At 26.2% G+C, this 17,501-nt stretch carries 18 protein-coding genes and 1 pseudogene; 5 read left to right on the forward strand and 14 right to left on the reverse strand.

The genetic code is table 11. The annotated features are described in order from the left end of the window. Window positions 1-223: 223 nt before the first annotated feature. Window positions 224-1,105, reverse strand: coding sequence for an EamA family transporter RarD (gene rarD / locus BN2920_RS15425; protein WP_058295870.1), 882 nt, complete (start codon window positions 1,103-1,105; stop codon window positions 224-226). A gap of 180 nt (window positions 1,106-1,285) precedes the next feature. Then, a complete protein-coding gene (locus BN2920_RS15430) occupies window positions 1,286-1,720 on the reverse strand; it encodes an RrF2 family transcriptional regulator (protein WP_058295871.1) in 435 nt (144 codons plus the stop codon). Between the two features lie 351 nt (window positions 1,721-2,071). On the opposite strand from BN2920_RS15430, the gene BN2920_RS15435 reads away from it, so the two are divergent. After that, a complete protein-coding gene (locus tag BN2920_RS15435; RefSeq protein WP_058295872.1) occupies window positions 2,072-2,836 on the forward strand; it encodes a hypothetical protein in 765 nt (254 codons plus the stop codon). Between the two features lie 85 nt (window positions 2,837-2,921). On the opposite strand, the gene BN2920_RS15440 is transcribed toward BN2920_RS15435, so the two are convergent. The 4 genes from BN2920_RS15440 to BN2920_RS21490 form a co-directional block, all read right to left on the reverse strand. After that, window positions 2,922-3,506, reverse strand: coding sequence for a DJ-1/PfpI family protein (locus BN2920_RS15440; protein WP_058295873.1), 585 nt, complete (start codon window positions 3,504-3,506; stop codon window positions 2,922-2,924). Between the two features lie 39 nt (window positions 3,507-3,545). Further along, the gene (locus tag BN2920_RS15445) at window positions 3,546-4,436 is read right to left on the reverse strand and encodes a tetratricopeptide repeat protein (protein ID WP_058295874.1); all 891 of its coding nucleotides are present in this window, start codon (window positions 4,434-4,436) and stop codon (window positions 3,546-3,548) included. A 624-nt stretch (window positions 4,437-5,060) separates the two neighbouring features. After that, entirely contained in the window at window positions 5,061-5,699 is a 639-nt protein-coding gene (locus BN2920_RS15450; protein ID WP_058295875.1) for a tRNA-uridine aminocarboxypropyltransferase, read from the reverse strand. Between the two features lie 23 nt (window positions 5,700-5,722). Beyond that, entirely contained in the window at window positions 5,723-5,875 is a 153-nt protein-coding gene (locus tag BN2920_RS21490) for a hypothetical protein (protein ID WP_157065785.1), read from the reverse strand. Window positions 5,876-6,072: 197 nt separating this feature from the next. Here BN2920_RS21490 and BN2920_RS15455 point away from each other — a divergent pair, with 197 nt between their 5' ends. Beyond that, window positions 6,073-7,395 (forward strand): IS3 family transposase, encoded by a 1,323-nt coding sequence (locus BN2920_RS15455; RefSeq protein ID WP_058293045.1) that lies wholly within the window; start codon window positions 6,073-6,075, stop codon window positions 7,393-7,395. A 252-nt stretch (window positions 7,396-7,647) separates the two neighbouring features. Here the strand turns inward: BN2920_RS15455 and BN2920_RS15460 are convergent, their stop codons facing one another. The 4 genes from BN2920_RS15460 to BN2920_RS15475 form a co-directional block, all read right to left on the reverse strand. Next, window positions 7,648-7,884 (reverse strand): hypothetical protein, encoded by a 237-nt coding sequence (locus tag BN2920_RS15460; RefSeq protein WP_058295876.1) that lies wholly within the window; start codon window positions 7,882-7,884, stop codon window positions 7,648-7,650. A 241-nt stretch (window positions 7,885-8,125) separates the two neighbouring features. Next, window positions 8,126-8,524, reverse strand: coding sequence for a VOC family protein (locus BN2920_RS15465; RefSeq protein WP_058295877.1), 399 nt, complete (start codon window positions 8,522-8,524; stop codon window positions 8,126-8,128). Between the two features lie 128 nt (window positions 8,525-8,652). Next, window positions 8,653-8,856, reverse strand: a complete 204-nt coding sequence (locus tag BN2920_RS15470) for a hypothetical protein (protein ID WP_058295878.1) — start codon at window positions 8,854-8,856, stop codon at window positions 8,653-8,655. Between the two features lie 154 nt (window positions 8,857-9,010). After that, the gene (locus tag BN2920_RS15475) at window positions 9,011-9,877 is read right to left on the reverse strand and encodes a PhzF family phenazine biosynthesis protein (RefSeq protein ID WP_058295879.1); all 867 of its coding nucleotides are present in this window, start codon (window positions 9,875-9,877) and stop codon (window positions 9,011-9,013) included. Between the two features lie 183 nt (window positions 9,878-10,060). Here BN2920_RS15475 and BN2920_RS15480 point away from each other — a divergent pair, with 183 nt between their 5' ends. Together BN2920_RS15480 and BN2920_RS15485 are read left to right on the forward strand one after the other, a co-directional pair. Further along, window positions 10,061-10,843 (forward strand): RNA polymerase sigma factor, encoded by a 783-nt coding sequence (locus BN2920_RS15480; RefSeq protein ID WP_058295880.1) that lies wholly within the window; start codon window positions 10,061-10,063, stop codon window positions 10,841-10,843. 155 nt (window positions 10,844-10,998) lie between these two features. After that, a complete protein-coding gene (locus tag BN2920_RS15485) occupies window positions 10,999-11,445 on the forward strand; it encodes a DUF3795 domain-containing protein (RefSeq protein WP_058295881.1) in 447 nt (148 codons plus the stop codon). A 159-nt stretch (window positions 11,446-11,604) separates the two neighbouring features. Here the strand turns inward: BN2920_RS15485 and BN2920_RS21495 are convergent. Then, window positions 11,605-11,697: pseudogene (locus BN2920_RS21495) on the reverse strand (GTP cyclohydrolase I FolE); the annotation flags it as partial. A 254-nt stretch (window positions 11,698-11,951) separates the two neighbouring features. Between BN2920_RS21495 and BN2920_RS15490 the strand changes: the two are divergent. Further along, window positions 11,952-13,178, forward strand: coding sequence for a DEAD/DEAH box helicase (locus tag BN2920_RS15490; protein ID WP_058295882.1), 1,227 nt, complete (start codon window positions 11,952-11,954; stop codon window positions 13,176-13,178). Between the two features lie 262 nt (window positions 13,179-13,440). Here BN2920_RS15490 and BN2920_RS15495 read toward each other — a convergent pair whose 3' ends face one another. From BN2920_RS15495 to BN2920_RS15505, 3 genes are all read right to left on the reverse strand, one after another. Further along, window positions 13,441-13,716, reverse strand: a complete 276-nt coding sequence (locus tag BN2920_RS15495) for a hypothetical protein (RefSeq protein ID WP_058295883.1) — start codon at window positions 13,714-13,716, stop codon at window positions 13,441-13,443. A gap of 87 nt (window positions 13,717-13,803) precedes the next feature. Next, the gene (gene abc-f, locus BN2920_RS15500; RefSeq protein ID WP_058295884.1) at window positions 13,804-15,441 is read right to left on the reverse strand and encodes a ribosomal protection-like ABC-F family protein; all 1,638 of its coding nucleotides are present in this window, start codon (window positions 15,439-15,441) and stop codon (window positions 13,804-13,806) included. A 382-nt stretch (window positions 15,442-15,823) separates the two neighbouring features. After that, the gene (locus tag BN2920_RS15505) at window positions 15,824-17,386 is read right to left on the reverse strand and encodes a TlpA family protein disulfide reductase (RefSeq protein WP_058295885.1); all 1,563 of its coding nucleotides are present in this window, start codon (window positions 17,384-17,386) and stop codon (window positions 15,824-15,826) included. Window positions 17,387-17,501 lie beyond the last annotated feature (115 nt).

Here is a 17,501-nt window from a genome sequence, read left to right on the forward strand (position 1 = left end):
CATTTACATTGCATTTTCTTCTTATTTTTACTTATATTTGTATTATAGACTCTTTATTCCGAGTTTGTCAATAGGATTTATATGATTTATATTTATTCACTAAAAATTTATCTTCTAGAAATAGAATTTTTTAAGCAAAAACTTACTGTACTTTATACATTTCTTGATAAAAACAAAAAGAGTTAAAGAAATCGAAAGATTTATTTCTTTAACTCTTCTTCTACTAAGCTAATTCAGTCTTTTTACTAATATCCATATTGCTCATAAGAAAAATTATTAATGCTATCCAAATGAACCCAAATGTAATTGCATTAATTGCTGTAAATTTTTCTTTATATAAAATAACTCCTATAAGCAATTGTAAAGCTGGATTAACATACATTAATATTCCTGCTAAAGAATATGGTGTGCTTTTTATGCCTTGTGCAAAAAGCAATAATGGTACAGCAGTTATTATTCCTGCTAATGGTAATAACAAAAACTGCATTGGATTATGAATAACTCCAATAGCTCCAATTCCATTTATTTCTGCATAAATTATATATACTATTGCAATTGGTGTTACTGCTGCTGTTTCAATTATAAGTGAAACTTGACTTTCAGCTTTTACCATTTTTTTAATTGCTCCATATATTGCAAAACTTCCTCCAATTATAACTGCCAAATATGGAACCTGTCCATATCTTATTATTGGTATCATAACACCTATGAAAGCTATAACAACAGAAATCCATTGGTTCTTATTTAATTTTTCTTTAAAACAAGCAAATCCCATTAAAATTGTTATTATTGGATTCATATAATAAGCTAAACTTGCTTCAAGAATATGATTGTTGTTTACTGCCCATATATAGCTTCCCCAATTAATACTAACCATAACCCCTGCTGCACACAGCAATAAAATTTCTTTCTTATTTTTAATTACCTCTTTAATCTTTAATGATTCTTTTTTAAAAATTATTAATACAAAGCAGAATATTAATGACCAAAATATTCGTGATGCTAAAATGTACACTGGATCTAATTGGTTTAAAAGTTTCCAAAATATCGGAAGAATCCCCCAAAGTACGTAGCACATCAAAACTGCAAATGCCCCTTTTTTCATTTTCTTCCCCCTTACAACATTGCTTATAGCTTTTTTATTCTTACTAGTATATAACTTCATGAGTAAAATTTGTATACATAATAAATATGAATGTATCAAAAATTTCTACTGCACAAAAATCTTATAACAGCCCTACTAAATAATCTTTTATTTATATAAATGCCAATTTATTTTCAGCAATTATATAACGTAATTATCAATTTTACTATTATGCCATTCTACTAAATCCTCTAATGTAACATTATCAACAACACCTTTAATTGCATCATCGATCTTTTTCCATAGTATAACTGTTACACATTCATTTTCACGTTCACATGTATTTACTTCGTCTTCTAAACATGGTACTGGGCATAGACTTCCCTCTGTTAATCTTAAAATACTTCCTACTGTATATTCTCTTGGCTTTTTGGATAAATTATATCCGCCTTGTGGTCCTCTTACACTTCTTACATAGCCTGCTTTTGTTAAGATAGCTATTATCTGTTCTAAATATTTATCTGATATCTCTTGTCTTTCAGAAATCTCTTTTATTCTTATTGGCTTACCATTTTCATTAATGGCTAAATCAAGCATTAATCTTAATGCATATCTTCCTTTTGTAGAAATTCTCATTATCCTATCCTCCTAAATTCACTTTTCATTTGCAATATAGGCATAGCCTTATTAAATAAATTGTTCGTAGCTCATCATAACTATATCATGATATATTCTTATCTTTGTATTTCTATTCATATCAAAATTCTAGTCTTTATTATATTTTATATCTATTCATTGTTTTTTGTACAGTATATAAAATCATAATTTTTTAATTCTTAATTTAATACATATAGAAATAGGCTTAATTTATATTGAAGTCATGTATGCATAAATTCCAATAAATTCATAAATATTGTGATATACTTGTATATAAATACCTGCTTTTTCAAATATAAAATTATAATTGTTAAAATATAGGAGAATCGTATGAAAGATAAATTAGAAAACCTTATAAAAACTTTTATTAGAGAATATTCTCAAAATCATAATACCACTACTTCCTGGAATGAACCCTTAATTGCATATGCAGATGCATTTAATGAAGACTTTATTAAACTTAAGGAATTAGTAAGTCCTACCCATGCAATGCCTCATGATTTTTTATCTAATGCCAAAACTGTAGTTACATACTTCATACCATTTAATGGTGATATTATAAAAAGTAATATAGCCCATAAACATTCATCAAAAGAATGGTCAATAGCTTATATAGAAACAAATAAATTAATATATGATTTAAATACATTCATCAAATCTGAGCTAGAAAAATTAGGTTTTAACTCTAATATAATTCCTGCCACTCACAATTTTGATACTCAAAAGCTTATAAGTGACTGGTCTCATAGACATGTTGCAGCTATTGCTGGGCTTGGTACATTTGGAATTAACAATATGCTTATCACTGATAAAGGATGTTGTGGACGTGTTGGAAGCTTTGTAACAGATATGAAAATAGAGCCTTCTTCTAAAATTAAAAATGAAAACTGCTTATATAAAAGTTTAAATATATGTAAAAAATGTGTTGAAAGATGCGTTAATGATGCATTAAAAATAGATTCTTTTGACAGGCATAAATGTTATGAAATGTGCTTAATTAATGATAAATTTCATGATAATCTTGGACTTGTTGATGTTTGTGGCAAATGCTTAGTTGGAGTTCCATGTTCTACAAAAAATCCAAATAATATCTGATTTGTATAACTTGAAATTTCTAATAAGAAAAATATAGACAATCATCATATCTTTATTTATATCATTGATGATTGTCTATAAATATCTATTTGGAAAATAAGTCATTCTTACTATCAGAGTTCCAAACATATTCAATATTATGAGCTATTTCATTTGCTTTTTCTTCTCCAAACCTGTCACTTACAAATCCTAACGTCATATCAATTCCTGCTGAAACGCCTGATGATGTATAATACTTTCCATCTACAACCCATCTTGCTTTTTGTACCCAATTAACAGTATCATTAATAGATTTAACCCATTCAAATGCTTGCTTATTTGATGTTGCACTTTTTCCGTTTAATACATTTGCTTTTGCAAGAAGAGCTGAACCTGTACATATTGATAAGCAGAATCCAGATTCTTCTGCTATTACTTTCAACATATTAAGAAATGATTCATCATTTACAAGTTCTCTTGTTCCTTGTCCACCTGGAATAACTAAAATACCTTTTTTATCAGCCAAATCAATATCCTCTGTTATAATTTGAGTTTTTTGTCTGCTTGTAATCATTCCACCATTTTGTGAATAGTAGTGAATATCATACTCTTGCACTTTACCTAATATTTCTAGTGGTCCAAAAATGTCTAATGTTTCAAAATCATTAAATAATACAATATTTACGTTCATTTTATCATCTCCATTAGCAATATGAAATATATAATAAGTTTAATTCCACCATAAACAATATAATTTATAACCATCTTTAAGCTTCTCAATAGATATATGCTCATCTATTTCACTTGGAGATGCTTCTTTAAACCAAGATTCTATCTCTTCTTCATTTGCTGTTGTAACAACAAAAGCAGTATCTGAGTATGGCCATTCTTCTTCAACATCTACATCAGATATTTCTATATATACTTCCTTAACATTTTCTTTTTTCTCTATCTCTTTAAAAATCGCATAAAATTCCTTAACATCAAATTCATCAGTACATGCATTTGATGCAAAAGAACCTTTCACATAATTGCCTTCAAAAAAATCATTAACCGAAATTCTTTCATTATTTTCTATTTTATTAAGTAAAGCTCTTTTTTCCTTAGATGAAGGATTTAATTTAATTGCTGTATCATAATAATTATTAGCTTTATCTTCTTGACCTAACTTCTCATAGATTTTACCTATTTTATTACAATAAAGCTCGCTCTTATTATTAAATTCAAAAGCTTTTATATAATATTTTAAAGATTTTTCATACCTTTTATATCTTTCATAATAAGATCCTAACAAAAAGTATCCTTTTGCATCATTTGGCTTATCTTTAATTGCATCTAAATATTTTGTTAAACCTTGATCCATTTCAAAATTTTCTAAATTAACTGCTTTTTTATAATAGTTTTGTGCTTTATTTAAATCACCTAATTTTTCATAAATATCCCCTATAATTTTGCAATAATAATGATTATACGAATCTACTTCAAAAGCCTTCTTATAATATTTTAACGCTTTTATAAAATCATTATTTTTCTTATAATAATTCCCTATCCATGAATTTATTTTGGGATCCTTAGGATTCTTAGCTATCATTTTTTTATATTTGTCTAATTCACTATCCATAAAATCCTCCCTTCTATATGTTTCTTAATATATTATTACTCAATTGCCTCTTTTCATTTTTCTACTTCATAAGCATATTTTACTAAATGAATTATAAATTTACAATTGTATCTATTTTGGCTTTTTAAAAGAGTTGAATAAAAATATAGCTATTTAATTTTCAAAGAACATTTTTTCATTTTAATTCACTGCTTAAAATCTAACTATTATATAATGTTAGAAATCCGAAAAAAATTTTTATTCTAATTCTGTTTAACATCTTAAAAACTTCTTCTTATCCCCAGTAAATAAGCAAATTCTTAAGTTTTTACACATATATGAACTAATATTTATGAATATATTTATTCTAATACTTTTAAGTTTATATCTTTATAAATATACTAATTTGTAAAATGTTATCTATGTGACTTCAATAAAATTTTTCTTCTCAAATTTAAAGGTTCTAAATATCATTTCATTTAATGATTTTAAATTTATCTTGAGTGTTATAAATATTTTTCCCATAGTTTTTAATTTTAGCGTTTAATGGACATAATGTATAACAAAAGTTAAATACACTAGAAATTTTATTTTGAGCAAAATAAAACTTCTAGTGTATTTAACTTTTATTTTTAATTTTAATAATTATATACATTTTAACTTTACTCCATTAACTCCTGCTTTAAAACTTTTCATAAACAAATCGAATGTACCTTTAATTGATTGTGCATTATCAGTTTCATGATTTAACTTAAGTACTTCGATTGCGGTTTCGACAGTACATAACTCTCCTTCCGATGCACCTCTTCTCAAAGTATATTCTGACTTATAAATTGGATTTAATGAAATTCGCGGCAGTTTTTTTAAATAATCACTCTTTCTAAACATTTTTGCAGCTTCTTTCCATGTGCCATCCAAAATAATAAATGCTGGCGTTTTTTTTGAAGCTTTATATTCAAATTTTCTTTCTAACGATTCATCATTTTCTGTAGGAAATAGTATATATATTTCATACTCTTTACTATTAATGTAATCAATTAATTTTTCAGGAATATTTTTTCTCTCCCAAAGGAATAACTCCGTTGATTTTTGGTTAACCAATTTTAGTAATCTAGCTGTATTTGAAGGCCTACTAAATTCTTTTTCTGATGATAATATCCATATCTTTGCTTTAGTCTCTATCTTAGGCACAATATTGCATATACAATTTATTATTGGTAATCCGCATTTATTGCAACTTTCATATAATTTTGTAATTTGTTTAACTTTAAATTTAGAATCCATATTCTATCCTTTTAATACTTTTTTTATTCTTTGTTATTAATTTTTTCTTGTACATTAGTTTGTATTTCCTTATTATTAATCCTAAAAACTACAATTGCACTCAGCGAACTTACAACCATAACAAAAATAATACAAAAAACAACCAAAAATATACATTTCCCTTTACTTATCTCCATTATTGACCAGCTCCTTTCATAATTAAATTATATCTAATATATCTTTATATGTAAACAATTACCCTTTTAAAAAGTTTCTAATAAAGTAAAAGAGGCAGCCTTAATAAAATGGACCCTATATAGTAGACACTAATAAAAGAGTGTCTATCTATATAGAGTCTTTTTTTGTACAATAAATTTATGAGGTGATTTAATTAATGAGTAAGAAGACATTTTCAAATGAAGAAATCAAGAATTTATCTAAAAATAAGTATGTTAAAAAAATTAGTGATAAAGCTATTACATATACTAATGAATTTAAAATTCATTTTATAGCAGAATACAATAACGGAAAATCTCCAAGAGTAATTTTTCAAGAAGCTGGATTTGATGCTGAGGTAATTGGTTTAAAACGTATCGATTGTTCATCAAGCAGATGGAAAAAAGCTTATAAAGAAAATGGAGTTCTTGGCTTAGATGATACTCGTCGTAATAATAGCGGTCGTCCGCGTGAGCGTGAACTAACTAAAGACGATATTATAGCAAAACAAAATGCTGAGATTGAATATTTAAAAGCTGAGGTTGAGTTGTTAAAAAAATTAGAGCTGCAAGAAAGGCAGGTGAGAAAAGGTAAATTAATTGCAGCAGAAGCATTTTACTTAATAGAAAACTTGGCTAAAGGTTCTATAAATAACTTTAGTATTAGACATTTATGTGCTATAGCTGAAGTTTCACGTTCGGGTTATTATAGATATTTAAAAAGTAAATCATTAAAAATCGAACGTGATAACAATGATATAGTCCTTAGAAATAATATACTAAAAGCATTTAATTTTAAGGGATACAAGAAAGGATCACGTTCAATTAAAATGACTTTAGAAAATAGCTTTGGTATTACATATAATAGAAAGCGTATTCAAAGGATTATGAGAAAATATAATATACTTTGCCCAATAAGAAAAGCTAATCCATATAGAAGAATGGCTAAAGCAACAAAAGAGCATAGAGTTGTTCCGAATCTTCTTAACAGAAACTTTAAACAAGGGGTAGCTGGAAAAGTACTTCTTACTGATATTACATATTTACCATATGGTGCTAACCAGATGGCTTATTTGTCAACCATAAAAGACGCTTCAACTAATGAAATATTATCTTATAATGTATCAAATAGTTTGGAATTAGATATAGTTATGACCACCATACGTAATTTAATGTCTAATAAAGATTTTAAACCATCTAATGATGCATTTATTCATTCGGATCAAGGAGTTCATTATACTAGTCCTAAATATCAAAAATTATTAAAAGAAAATAATCTTGGACAATCTATGTCTAGACGCGGTAATTGTTGGGATAATGCCCCTCAAGAATCTTTCTTCGGCCATCTGAAAGATGAAGTTGATTATAAGAGTTGTACTACATTAGAAGACATCGAGAATTCTATTAATGATTATATTGATTACTACAATAATCATCGTTGTCAATGGAATTTAAAAAAGCTGACTCCTGTAGAATACAGAAATCAGCTTTCAGCGGCATAAGCATCTTTTTTTTATTGTCCTTGACAAAGGGTCCACTTTATAATTAGCTGCCTCTTTTTATAATAAGGTTAATTTATAAAGAATATTCTAAAAGCCGAATTAATAGAATTCTTGAAAAGTGTTCCATTATCATGTACTATAAAACCATTCATAACATAGATTAAATTTTAAGTAAAAAATACGATCCAATTTTGGAAAGTTCGGAGACCATAAGAAGTAATTCATTATAGATTGTCCATTTTTTATTTATATTTATTCAAAAATAAATTGCTTTATTATATTTATCATTTCACTTCTATATAAATCATTTTCTCTAGCTTTTATTAATGTATTTTTTAAGTTATTTTCTATATAAGACTCATAACACTCTTCTTTTAAATATGCTTCTAATGCATCTATAAGTTGATTTTCTTTTTTTCTAATCTCGTATTTATTATCTGAGATTTTTAAGTTACAATATAAAGAATTAATTGTTTTTAAAGCTTCCATTTATATCCCTTCCTTTTACCATAATATTTCACTCCGCTCACGAACATATGTTCTATTTATATAATATAACTTCTATTATATTTTGTAAATAGTAAAATTTATAGTGACAACTTTTAAAATATAGATATTTATGTTCATAATCTAAATATCTATATTTTAAAATGGACCCTATATAGTAGACACAAAATAAAAGAGTGTCTACTATATAGGGTCCATTTTAACTATTTGTTTTTTCTTTAATTTAAATTTCACTATCTCTAAATTCAATTTGAGTACCTTCTGGTGCAATTATTTTAAACAAATATCCATTTTCAACTTTGTATATTTCTTCACTATTTTTTCTTTTGAAATTATCATATCCTAATGATTTTATTCTATTATATTCTTCATTAATATCATCAACTTTAAAACACATATGTACAATTCCCGCACTAGATGAGGTATATTCTTTAAGTTTTTCACCTTCTTTATTTGTTTGAAGCTCTATCATAAAATCTCCAAGCTTTAACCAAGTATTGTACCCTCTGGTATGAAAATTCTCTGTCTCATGAATTAATTCGAATCCTAAAATATTAGTATAAAAATTTAATGATTCTTCATATTTTTCTGTTTGAATGCAAACGTGATGTATAGATTTCATAATATATTCTCCATTCATTTTCTATATCCAAAATTCAAATTCCAATAAAAACCCGTCTTGTAAAGATAATAGTTTTCTAAAACAATAACCAATTTAACAAATTCTAAGCTTATGCCGAATTCATTAATTTATGCAAAGCAAAATATTATGCCAGTTCCTATTTTAAATGTAAAATAACCTGCTAATATTGAAATCAGAAGTCTTATCATAATATAACTTATTTTACTTTTTATTGATTTATATTCTTTCAATGATTTAACTATTGGTTTAAAAATACTGAAAACTTCAAATACAATTATAAGCATTAATAATATATACATCAATGTAATCATATTTACAACATCTCCTTTTAATAAATTTTTATATACATATCAAATTTGAAATATAGAGTTTTCTTATAAATTTTTATTTATATAATCTTTCACCTAGATAAAATATTTTTTCTCTTAATTTTAAGTACCTTTTGCTAAAATTACATCTTTAAAACTAAGTTAAATTTAACTTACCAGTTATTGATATAACTGCATTCCCACCAATATATATTCTTCCTTCATTGCCCACCCTGCTTAATATAATTGAAGGCTTACCCATTGCTTCTCCTTGAATAAAAGTATTTTTATCCTTTTCCTCAATAAGACCTTCTTTTAAGAGATAATAAGTAAGCGCCCCATTCGATGTTCCTGTTGCACACTCTTCATCAATTGCATAAAGTGGTGCAAAATTTCTACAGTATGCAGTTGCCTTTTTGCTTTTTTCTAAATAAAACATATGAATGCCAACAACATTGTATTTTTTAGATAACCTTATTACTTCTTCTTTATTTTGAATTGCATTATTTAATACTTCTCTTGATTTTACAGGTAGAAGTATATCAGTAAGTCCTGTATTTACTATGCAACATTTAATTTCTTTGTCTATATCATTATCCTTAAGTCCATAAGCTTTATAAATTTCTAAAACTTCGTCATAATTGAATTCCCTTACTATCTTTCCTTCTGCCATCTCAATCCAGACAACATTTTCTTTAACTATTACTTTTAAATTTCCAGCTAGTGTTTTTGCATAAAATTCTCCAGTACCTATTATCCCTTCATTACAAAGAACAGTAAAAGCAGATACAGTAGCGTGTCCGCACAAATCCACTTCACTATTTGGTGTAAAATATCTTATTTCAAAGCTATTTTCATCTTTACCTTTCTTAACAAAAGCTGTTTCGGAATGTTTAAGTTCTGCTGAAATATTTATCATTACTTTTTCGTCTAAGAATTCGTTATTTTCATCAACAATAACAACACCTGCTTGATTTCCTTGAAATACTTTATCTGAAAATGCATCTACAACAAATAATTTCATGATTTCACCTCACTATAATATACAAAATTTTATTTATATATTTATTGGATGTCCTAATATTCAAATTATTATCTAATATAATTCATAATAATTATTATACCATGTAAATACAAATAGTCGAAAATATTCCTGTTAATTATGGTATACTTATTTTTGTAAAAATACTAATTATGTGGTGATAATATGAATATAAACAATATTATAAATGACTATGGTTCTTACATATATAATTATGCATTAAAGCTTTCTTGCCATCCAGCTGTTGCAGAAGATTTATCTCAAGAAACCTTTATTAACGCATGGAAAAACATAGATTCTCTAAAAGATTCAAATGCAATAAAACCATGGCTTAGAAAAATATGCTTTAATCTTTTCTTAATGAATGTACGAAAAAATACAAAGAATCCCGAAAATCTTTATGATGAAATAGAAAACCTTGAGCAAGATGGTCTTTTATATGTATCTTCTATTCCAAATCCAGAAGATGAAATAATTGTAGATGAATACATAAGCGATATGCAAAATGGATGTTTTCTTGCTATGGTTAGAAAGTTGACCTTAAATCAAAGAATAGCCTTTTCTTTAGTTGATATGTTTGGTTTATCCTTAGATGATGTTTCAAACATACTTAATATTTCAAAAGTTGCTGTTAAAGGCCTTCTTTATCGTGCTCATATGAATTTGGATTCTTTCTTTTCTGATCATTGTAATATTCTAGATATAAATAATCCATGTAGCTGCAAAGCTTGGATTGATTTTGCCAAAACGAGAGACAGCCTTAAGAAAGATGCAAATAATAATAAGCATAAGCTGATAGAAAGATTAGATTATAAAAAATGTAACTATGTTTTTAATAAATCTACACGTGCTAAGGTTAACTATCTTTATAAAAATATGCCATTGAAGAAACCACAAAAAGAGTGGTATAAAAATGTAATTGATATTATAAATGATATGTACATTTGAAACTATAATTAGCTATAAATATCTCATAATACATAATTTCTACGTAGAAACTATAAAAATCATATAAATTTTTTCATGCTATCCGTTACTTTCCTCCTTTTAGTGCATCTATATAAATGAAAGCATATTTTCATTTATTTTAAGGAGGAATTTTTATGAATAACTATGAACAAGCAGTAAAGGAACTAGCACCTTGTGGCAATGACTGCTCACGATGTGCATCCTATGTAGACAGCAAAATTGTACGTTTAAGCAAAGAGCTTAATGAAAATCTAATTAATTTTGAAAACATGGCAAAAAAATTAAAGGACCTTATGCCTATTTTTAACTACTATAAAGAATTCTCAGATATACTCACTCATTTTTCTAATGGAAACTGTGAAGGCTGTAGGTTTACAGATAAGCCAAAATGCCAATGCAGTATAAATTCCTGTCATAAAACCCAAAATGCGGATTTCTGTTTTGAATGTAGTAGTTTCCCATGCACACCAACCACTTATAATGAATCTCTTATAGAAATTTGGAAAAATAATAATAACAAAATAAAAACATATGGTGTAGAAAATTTTTATATTGAACAAAAAAATAAGCCTAGATATTAAAGTAAAAGCCAGTGAATTGATGATTCACTGGCTTTTACTTTAATATTTACTCTATACTAAACTTCTCTTTTAATTCGCCAAGTGGCGACAGATGACTGTCACCACTCAAATTATTTTCTAGTCAATTCCTCTAACAATTTATAAACACGTTTATTTAATAGGTGTTTCAATAAGCCCTTCTCTATTTATATCTTCACCTATTCCTTCTAATATTAATTTTACTCCTTCACATATTTTTTCTTTATCCATCATGTAAATTCCCCCATAAATACGGTAAATTATGCCTTAATTCTTTTTATATTTTCTCATAGTATTACTTTAAATACAATAAGTATAAATTTTTCATATTATTAAAAGTTAATACAAAATATATAAATATATTATAATACAATCTTTTACTATTCAAATCTGCATATTAAAGTTATAATTAATTGACAATTGGTATTTTCTTTTGATAACTTTAATATTGAAATATTAATTGAATATGTGATCTATAAGGAGATATTATGAATAAGACTTTTGAAGAATTAAATTTAAATTCAAATATAATTGAAGGATTAAAAAAACAAGGAATAACTGAACCAACTTCTATTCAAAGTGCGTGCATCATTCCAGCTTATGAAAATAAAGATATAATAGGTGAAAGTTATACTGGAAGTGGTAAAACACTTGCTTATCTACTGCCTCTATTTCAGAAAATAGATACATCTAAAAGAGAAATGCAAGCCTTAATATTAGCTCCAACACATGAATTAGCACTACAAATTGAAGCACAAATTAAACTTCTAGCAGAAAATTCAGAGATTCCTATGACTTCTTTATCTATTATTGGAGATGTTAATATCAATAATCAAATAAAAAAGCTTAAAGAAATTAAACCTCATATAATTGTAGGTTCTACTGGAAGAATACTAGATTTAATAACAAAGAAAAAGATAACTGCACATACTATAAAAACTATAGTAATTGATGAATGTGATAATTTATTAAATCCAAAAAGAATTGCTGTGGCAAAGAACATAATTAAAACTACAATGAGAGATCGTCAGCTTATGGCATTTTCAGCTTCTATAAAAGAAGATACTTTAAATGCTTGTAAGGAATTAATGAAAGAGCCTATAATAATTAAATCAGAAGATAAACCTTCACTCAATCCAAATATTGAGCATTTATTATTTGTTTGTGATAGACGTGATAAATTTGATACATTAAGAAAAATTATTGCAGCTTCTAATCCTAAAAAAGCTATTGTATTTGTAAATAATAATGAAGATATTGAACTTACAACTGCAAAATTAAATTATCATGCTAAGGATTGTTTTGCTATGAACAGTCATATTTCTAAAGAAGATAGAAAGCTTGCTATAGAAAGCTTTAGAAATGGTAAAATTAAAATACTAGTATCTTCTGATATAACCGCGAGGGGGCTTGATGTTGAAGATGTAACACATATATTCCATCTAGATTTACCATTAAAACTTAATGAATATTTACATAGAGCTGGAAGATCTGCAAGAGGAAATAAATCTGGTATTTCTATTGCTATAGCTACTGAAAAACAACTTAATATAATAAAAAAATATGAAAAAGAATTTAATATAAAATTTGAAAATAAAAAAATCTTTGGTGGAAAAATTGAAGATTCTAACTCGCCAAAACAATTTGATAGTGAACCTAAGCATAGAAATAAATCTTATAATAATAAAAATGGAAAATCAAAGTTTCATAACTAATGAAACAATAAATAGGCTTTATTTCATAAAAAAATAAGCATAGATATTTATCCTAAAGTGATACCTATCTATGCTTATTTTTATTATACTTAGTTAATTTTTAATTTCATAAATTAATGCGCTGCACACTCAATCAAAAAAATGACATTAATTATGATAATTTTAACTAATAAAACGAATTGTCGCATTAATAACTTCGATCATAATTATTATAGTTTTCTACTTTATGCGGTAACCCTATTTTGCAATTATAATATATTTATTAATCATTTATTTCCAGAATAATAATACATATTCCTATCAATACTCCTGTTATTATTATTCTAATAATATCGTCATCACTTATTCCAATTATCCCTAAAATATAGTCTCTTGAAAAGAATAAGATTAGAGTAAAGCAAATATAAATTATTTTATAATATTTTTTAGGCTTATTCTCTTTTATTTTCTGTAAATAATTCAATCCTGATTTTTTATCAATTGTATTAATCAATAAAGATACTCCTAATCCCATAATCATACTAATGGTCCATTTCATAAAATATCCCCCTCACCCACCACCCTTATTTTAACATATATGCCACATACTTGGCATTGTTCGAAACATAATTATTTATGAAAACCATCAATCTTTTATACTTTTCCTTAAAGTAATAAGACTATTATATTCTTCATCCAGCCTTTTATATTCCTCACTTCCAATTGTGCAGCTGCTAAGACAGCTTAAAATATAAGTTATTTTATTTTCCAATAAAATTTTCTCTTCAAGTTTATTTTTACTTTTCTTATCTTTATCTTTTTTCTTATTTTTCTCAATATTATTCAGATATTCATGTATTCCATATTCATATCTAATTATTTTTTTATTATTAAAAACAAGTAATTTATCACATATCTTTTCAAGCATATATCTATCATGAGTAACAAGTATAATTGTTCCATTATAGCTTCGCAATGTTTCTTCAAGCTGTTCTCTTACATGAAGATCGATATGATTAGTCGGCTCATCTAAAATCAAAACTTCACATTGTTCTTGTATCATTAAAATAATCTTTAATTTCATTCTTTCACCAAGGCTTAAATACTTGACTTTTCTATCTAACATCTCTGCATTAAATCCAATTAAATTTAGTTTTGTTCTAAGCTGACCAAGTTCCTGCCTATTTTCAAAATTAAAAAGTTCTATAATGCTGCATTCTTCATTAAGTCCAATTACATCTTGACTTATATAACCTATTTTTCTTGTAGGGCTTATATAGAGGTCACCATCAACATCCATTTTTCCTAAAAGTGCTTTAATAAAAGTAGTCTTTCCACATCCATTAGGACCATATATCCCAATCTTTTCACCATGCTTAATGTAAAAAGAAGATTTTTCAAACAGTATCTTTTTATCAAAACTTTTAGAAATGTCTTTTGCCTCTACTACAACAGCCCCAATCTTTTTAGATTCCTTTATTTGAAATAAAACTTTTTCTTCTTCTTTAGGCTTTTCTAATCCTTCAACCTTCATCTTCTCTAGTCTTTTTATTCTGGATTTTATTTGGTTATCCATCTTTTTGGCTTTAACTCTGTTGTATTCTTTTCCACCAAATTTATTTCCTGTTTCTATGGCTTTTTTTCTAGACTCTCTATGAGCCTTGTCTGACCATCCTTCCAATTCCTCTATCTGCATATTAATTCTATTCTTTATTTTTTCCTGTTCAACATATAAATGAACTGCATTTTCATAATCTTCCTGCTTCTTTTTTCTATAATAAGTATAGTTTCCATTATATTCAGTAATTTTTTGATTTTCTATTTCAATAATGCGTGTAACACATTGATCTAAAAAATATCTATCATGTGAAATTATTATTATTGTTCCATTAAACTTCTTTATTTCCTTAACAAGATAAGCTACACCTAAGTAATCTAAATGGTTAGTCGGCTCATCTAAAACAAGAAAATTATAGTCCCTATGAATAACATCATTTAAAAGCTTCTTTGTCTTTTCGCCACCACTTAATGTACTTTCTAGATCTTCATACTCAGTTGCCTGCTTCATATAACCTATCTTTACGTTATTCTTATACCATATTATTTCTCCAGAAGTCGGTTCTATTTTCCCGCATATTATATTTGCTAATGTAGTCTTTCCTGTACCATTAGATCCGACAATTCCTATTGTTTCTCCGAGCTTTATTTTAAAATCTATTTTATTAAAAATAACATTTTCACCATATTCTTTACTTAAATTTTTACTTTCCATTAAAACTGTCATATTATCACCTCTATATCTTGAGGTCTTACTCTTATTTATTTCCGCTTTAGATTGACTTCAATATTTAATAAAAAAGACTATAAATGAATTCAACTCATTTATAGTCTTCTTAAATATATAAATTCTTTTACATTCTAAATCAATATATTTTTTTACTTCTAAAACTATTATAAATTTTTTAAGTAAATATATTAATTTTACTTAGAAGAACATATCATGAGTATATCGAGCTTTATCAATTTTTGCACAACAAATAAGGCATTCCTCAAATCTTGTTTTACAAATTTTCTTATTGATTAAGCTAATATCTTCATTTCGTTCTCCTTTCTATAATCATAGTATATGTTTATATTATTCTTACAGAATAATTTTGTCAATACATTTAATTTTCTGCTCTTTTCTCTAAACTTCCATAAGTTAATAAAGCCATACATTGATCAAATGAGTATATTCCACTTCCATCTGGATTTCCAAATGCGCCATTAAATTCACTTGCAACATTATTTATTCTCATTTTCTCCATTTTATTAACAGCTAAATCTATAAGTTCTCTATCATTAAGTTCATTTCCTATTAAAGCTACTATTGAATATACTGCAGTTGATTCATATTCATAACCATTAACCACATTTCCATCAACAGTATATTTACCTAAAATACCATCTTTTTTTATTGCATTCTTTAGCCATGATATTGTGCTTTGCTTTAATTCTCCTTTCTCTGCTAGATGAAGAAGAGTTACCATAGCTTCTGCTGTATTAAGATCATCTTTTTCATATTTTTTTGTTTTATAATTATACCAGCTATAATATAACGGAAATTCATCACTTATATATCCATTTTTTACGATATCAAAACTATTCTTATAAACTTTTTTAAACCTTCTATCAGATTCTGATAATTCCTTAAGCACTTCAAAATCTGCATAACATAAAGTTAGCCTTTCAGCCTTTTGATTGTACTCAAAATCATAGCTATCTACTAAATTACCTTCTTCTACGTTATACTTATAAATTGCTTTTCTATATTTTCTTAACTCTCTATTATTCTTTCCAAATTTATCGAAGCCTTCTTTTAATGCACCATAAATTCTCAAATCATCTATTGCTGCATTTACTCTGCTTGCATTATTATTCTGAACTCTCCATGAAACAAGTTCATCATTTTTCATATACTTATTTATGTAATCTAATGTTGTTTTAAATAATTCTGCATCATTTGTAAGTTCTGCATATTCGAGCATTATTCCTTGGGATTCACTTAATATAGTTTCTTTTATATTATCCTGATTATCGTTTAGTAAAGTTGTTTTTATACCTCCTGAAGCATTAGTTAATTTATTTCTAACAAAATTTTCAGTGGCCTTATACCCGCCATCTCTTCCATATCCAATTAATGCTTCCAATTCATTATTATCATTTATTATTCCTTTAATATGTTTTATTAATGTTCCATCTTTATTTATTATCAAAGTACTTGGTATTGTATCTATTTGAAATTTATAATATGCGTTTGAAACCTTATCAAATGCAAGTGAAAATGCTATATTACTCTCTCTTAAAATCTCTTCATCCGTTCTATCTACCAAGATAAATTTTACATCATCATATTTACTCAGTACATCTTCAAATTTTCTTATATCATCTAATTTATAATTGGTAGTTCCATCAGCATTATTCCAAAACATTATTATTACTATATTATCCTTTAAATCTGATAATTTATATTGCATATCCTTTGAATCAACAAAGCTTATATCTGAAGGATTTTCATATAAATTACAAAATTCTGGCATAATGTTCTTTTCTAAATTTATATTATTTTCTTCTTGTTCTAGTATTCTTTTTTCTTTAATTCTTTCACTTATAATATTTTTTCCTACAATTATACTTGATATTATTCCAATAGATGCTATTGCAATAATTATTTTTTTCTTTCTGTTCATGAAATACTCCTAATTTCTAATTTTATATTTATTATACTCTTATAAACTCTATTTTAATATATTTTATCTATGTAACACAATTTTCTCATACAGAATAATTATTTTTTTCAGATCT

It is taken from the genome of Clostridium neonatale (assembly GCF_001458595.1).
Taxonomy (GTDB): domain Bacteria; phylum Bacillota; class Clostridia; order Clostridiales; family Clostridiaceae; genus Clostridium; species Clostridium neonatale.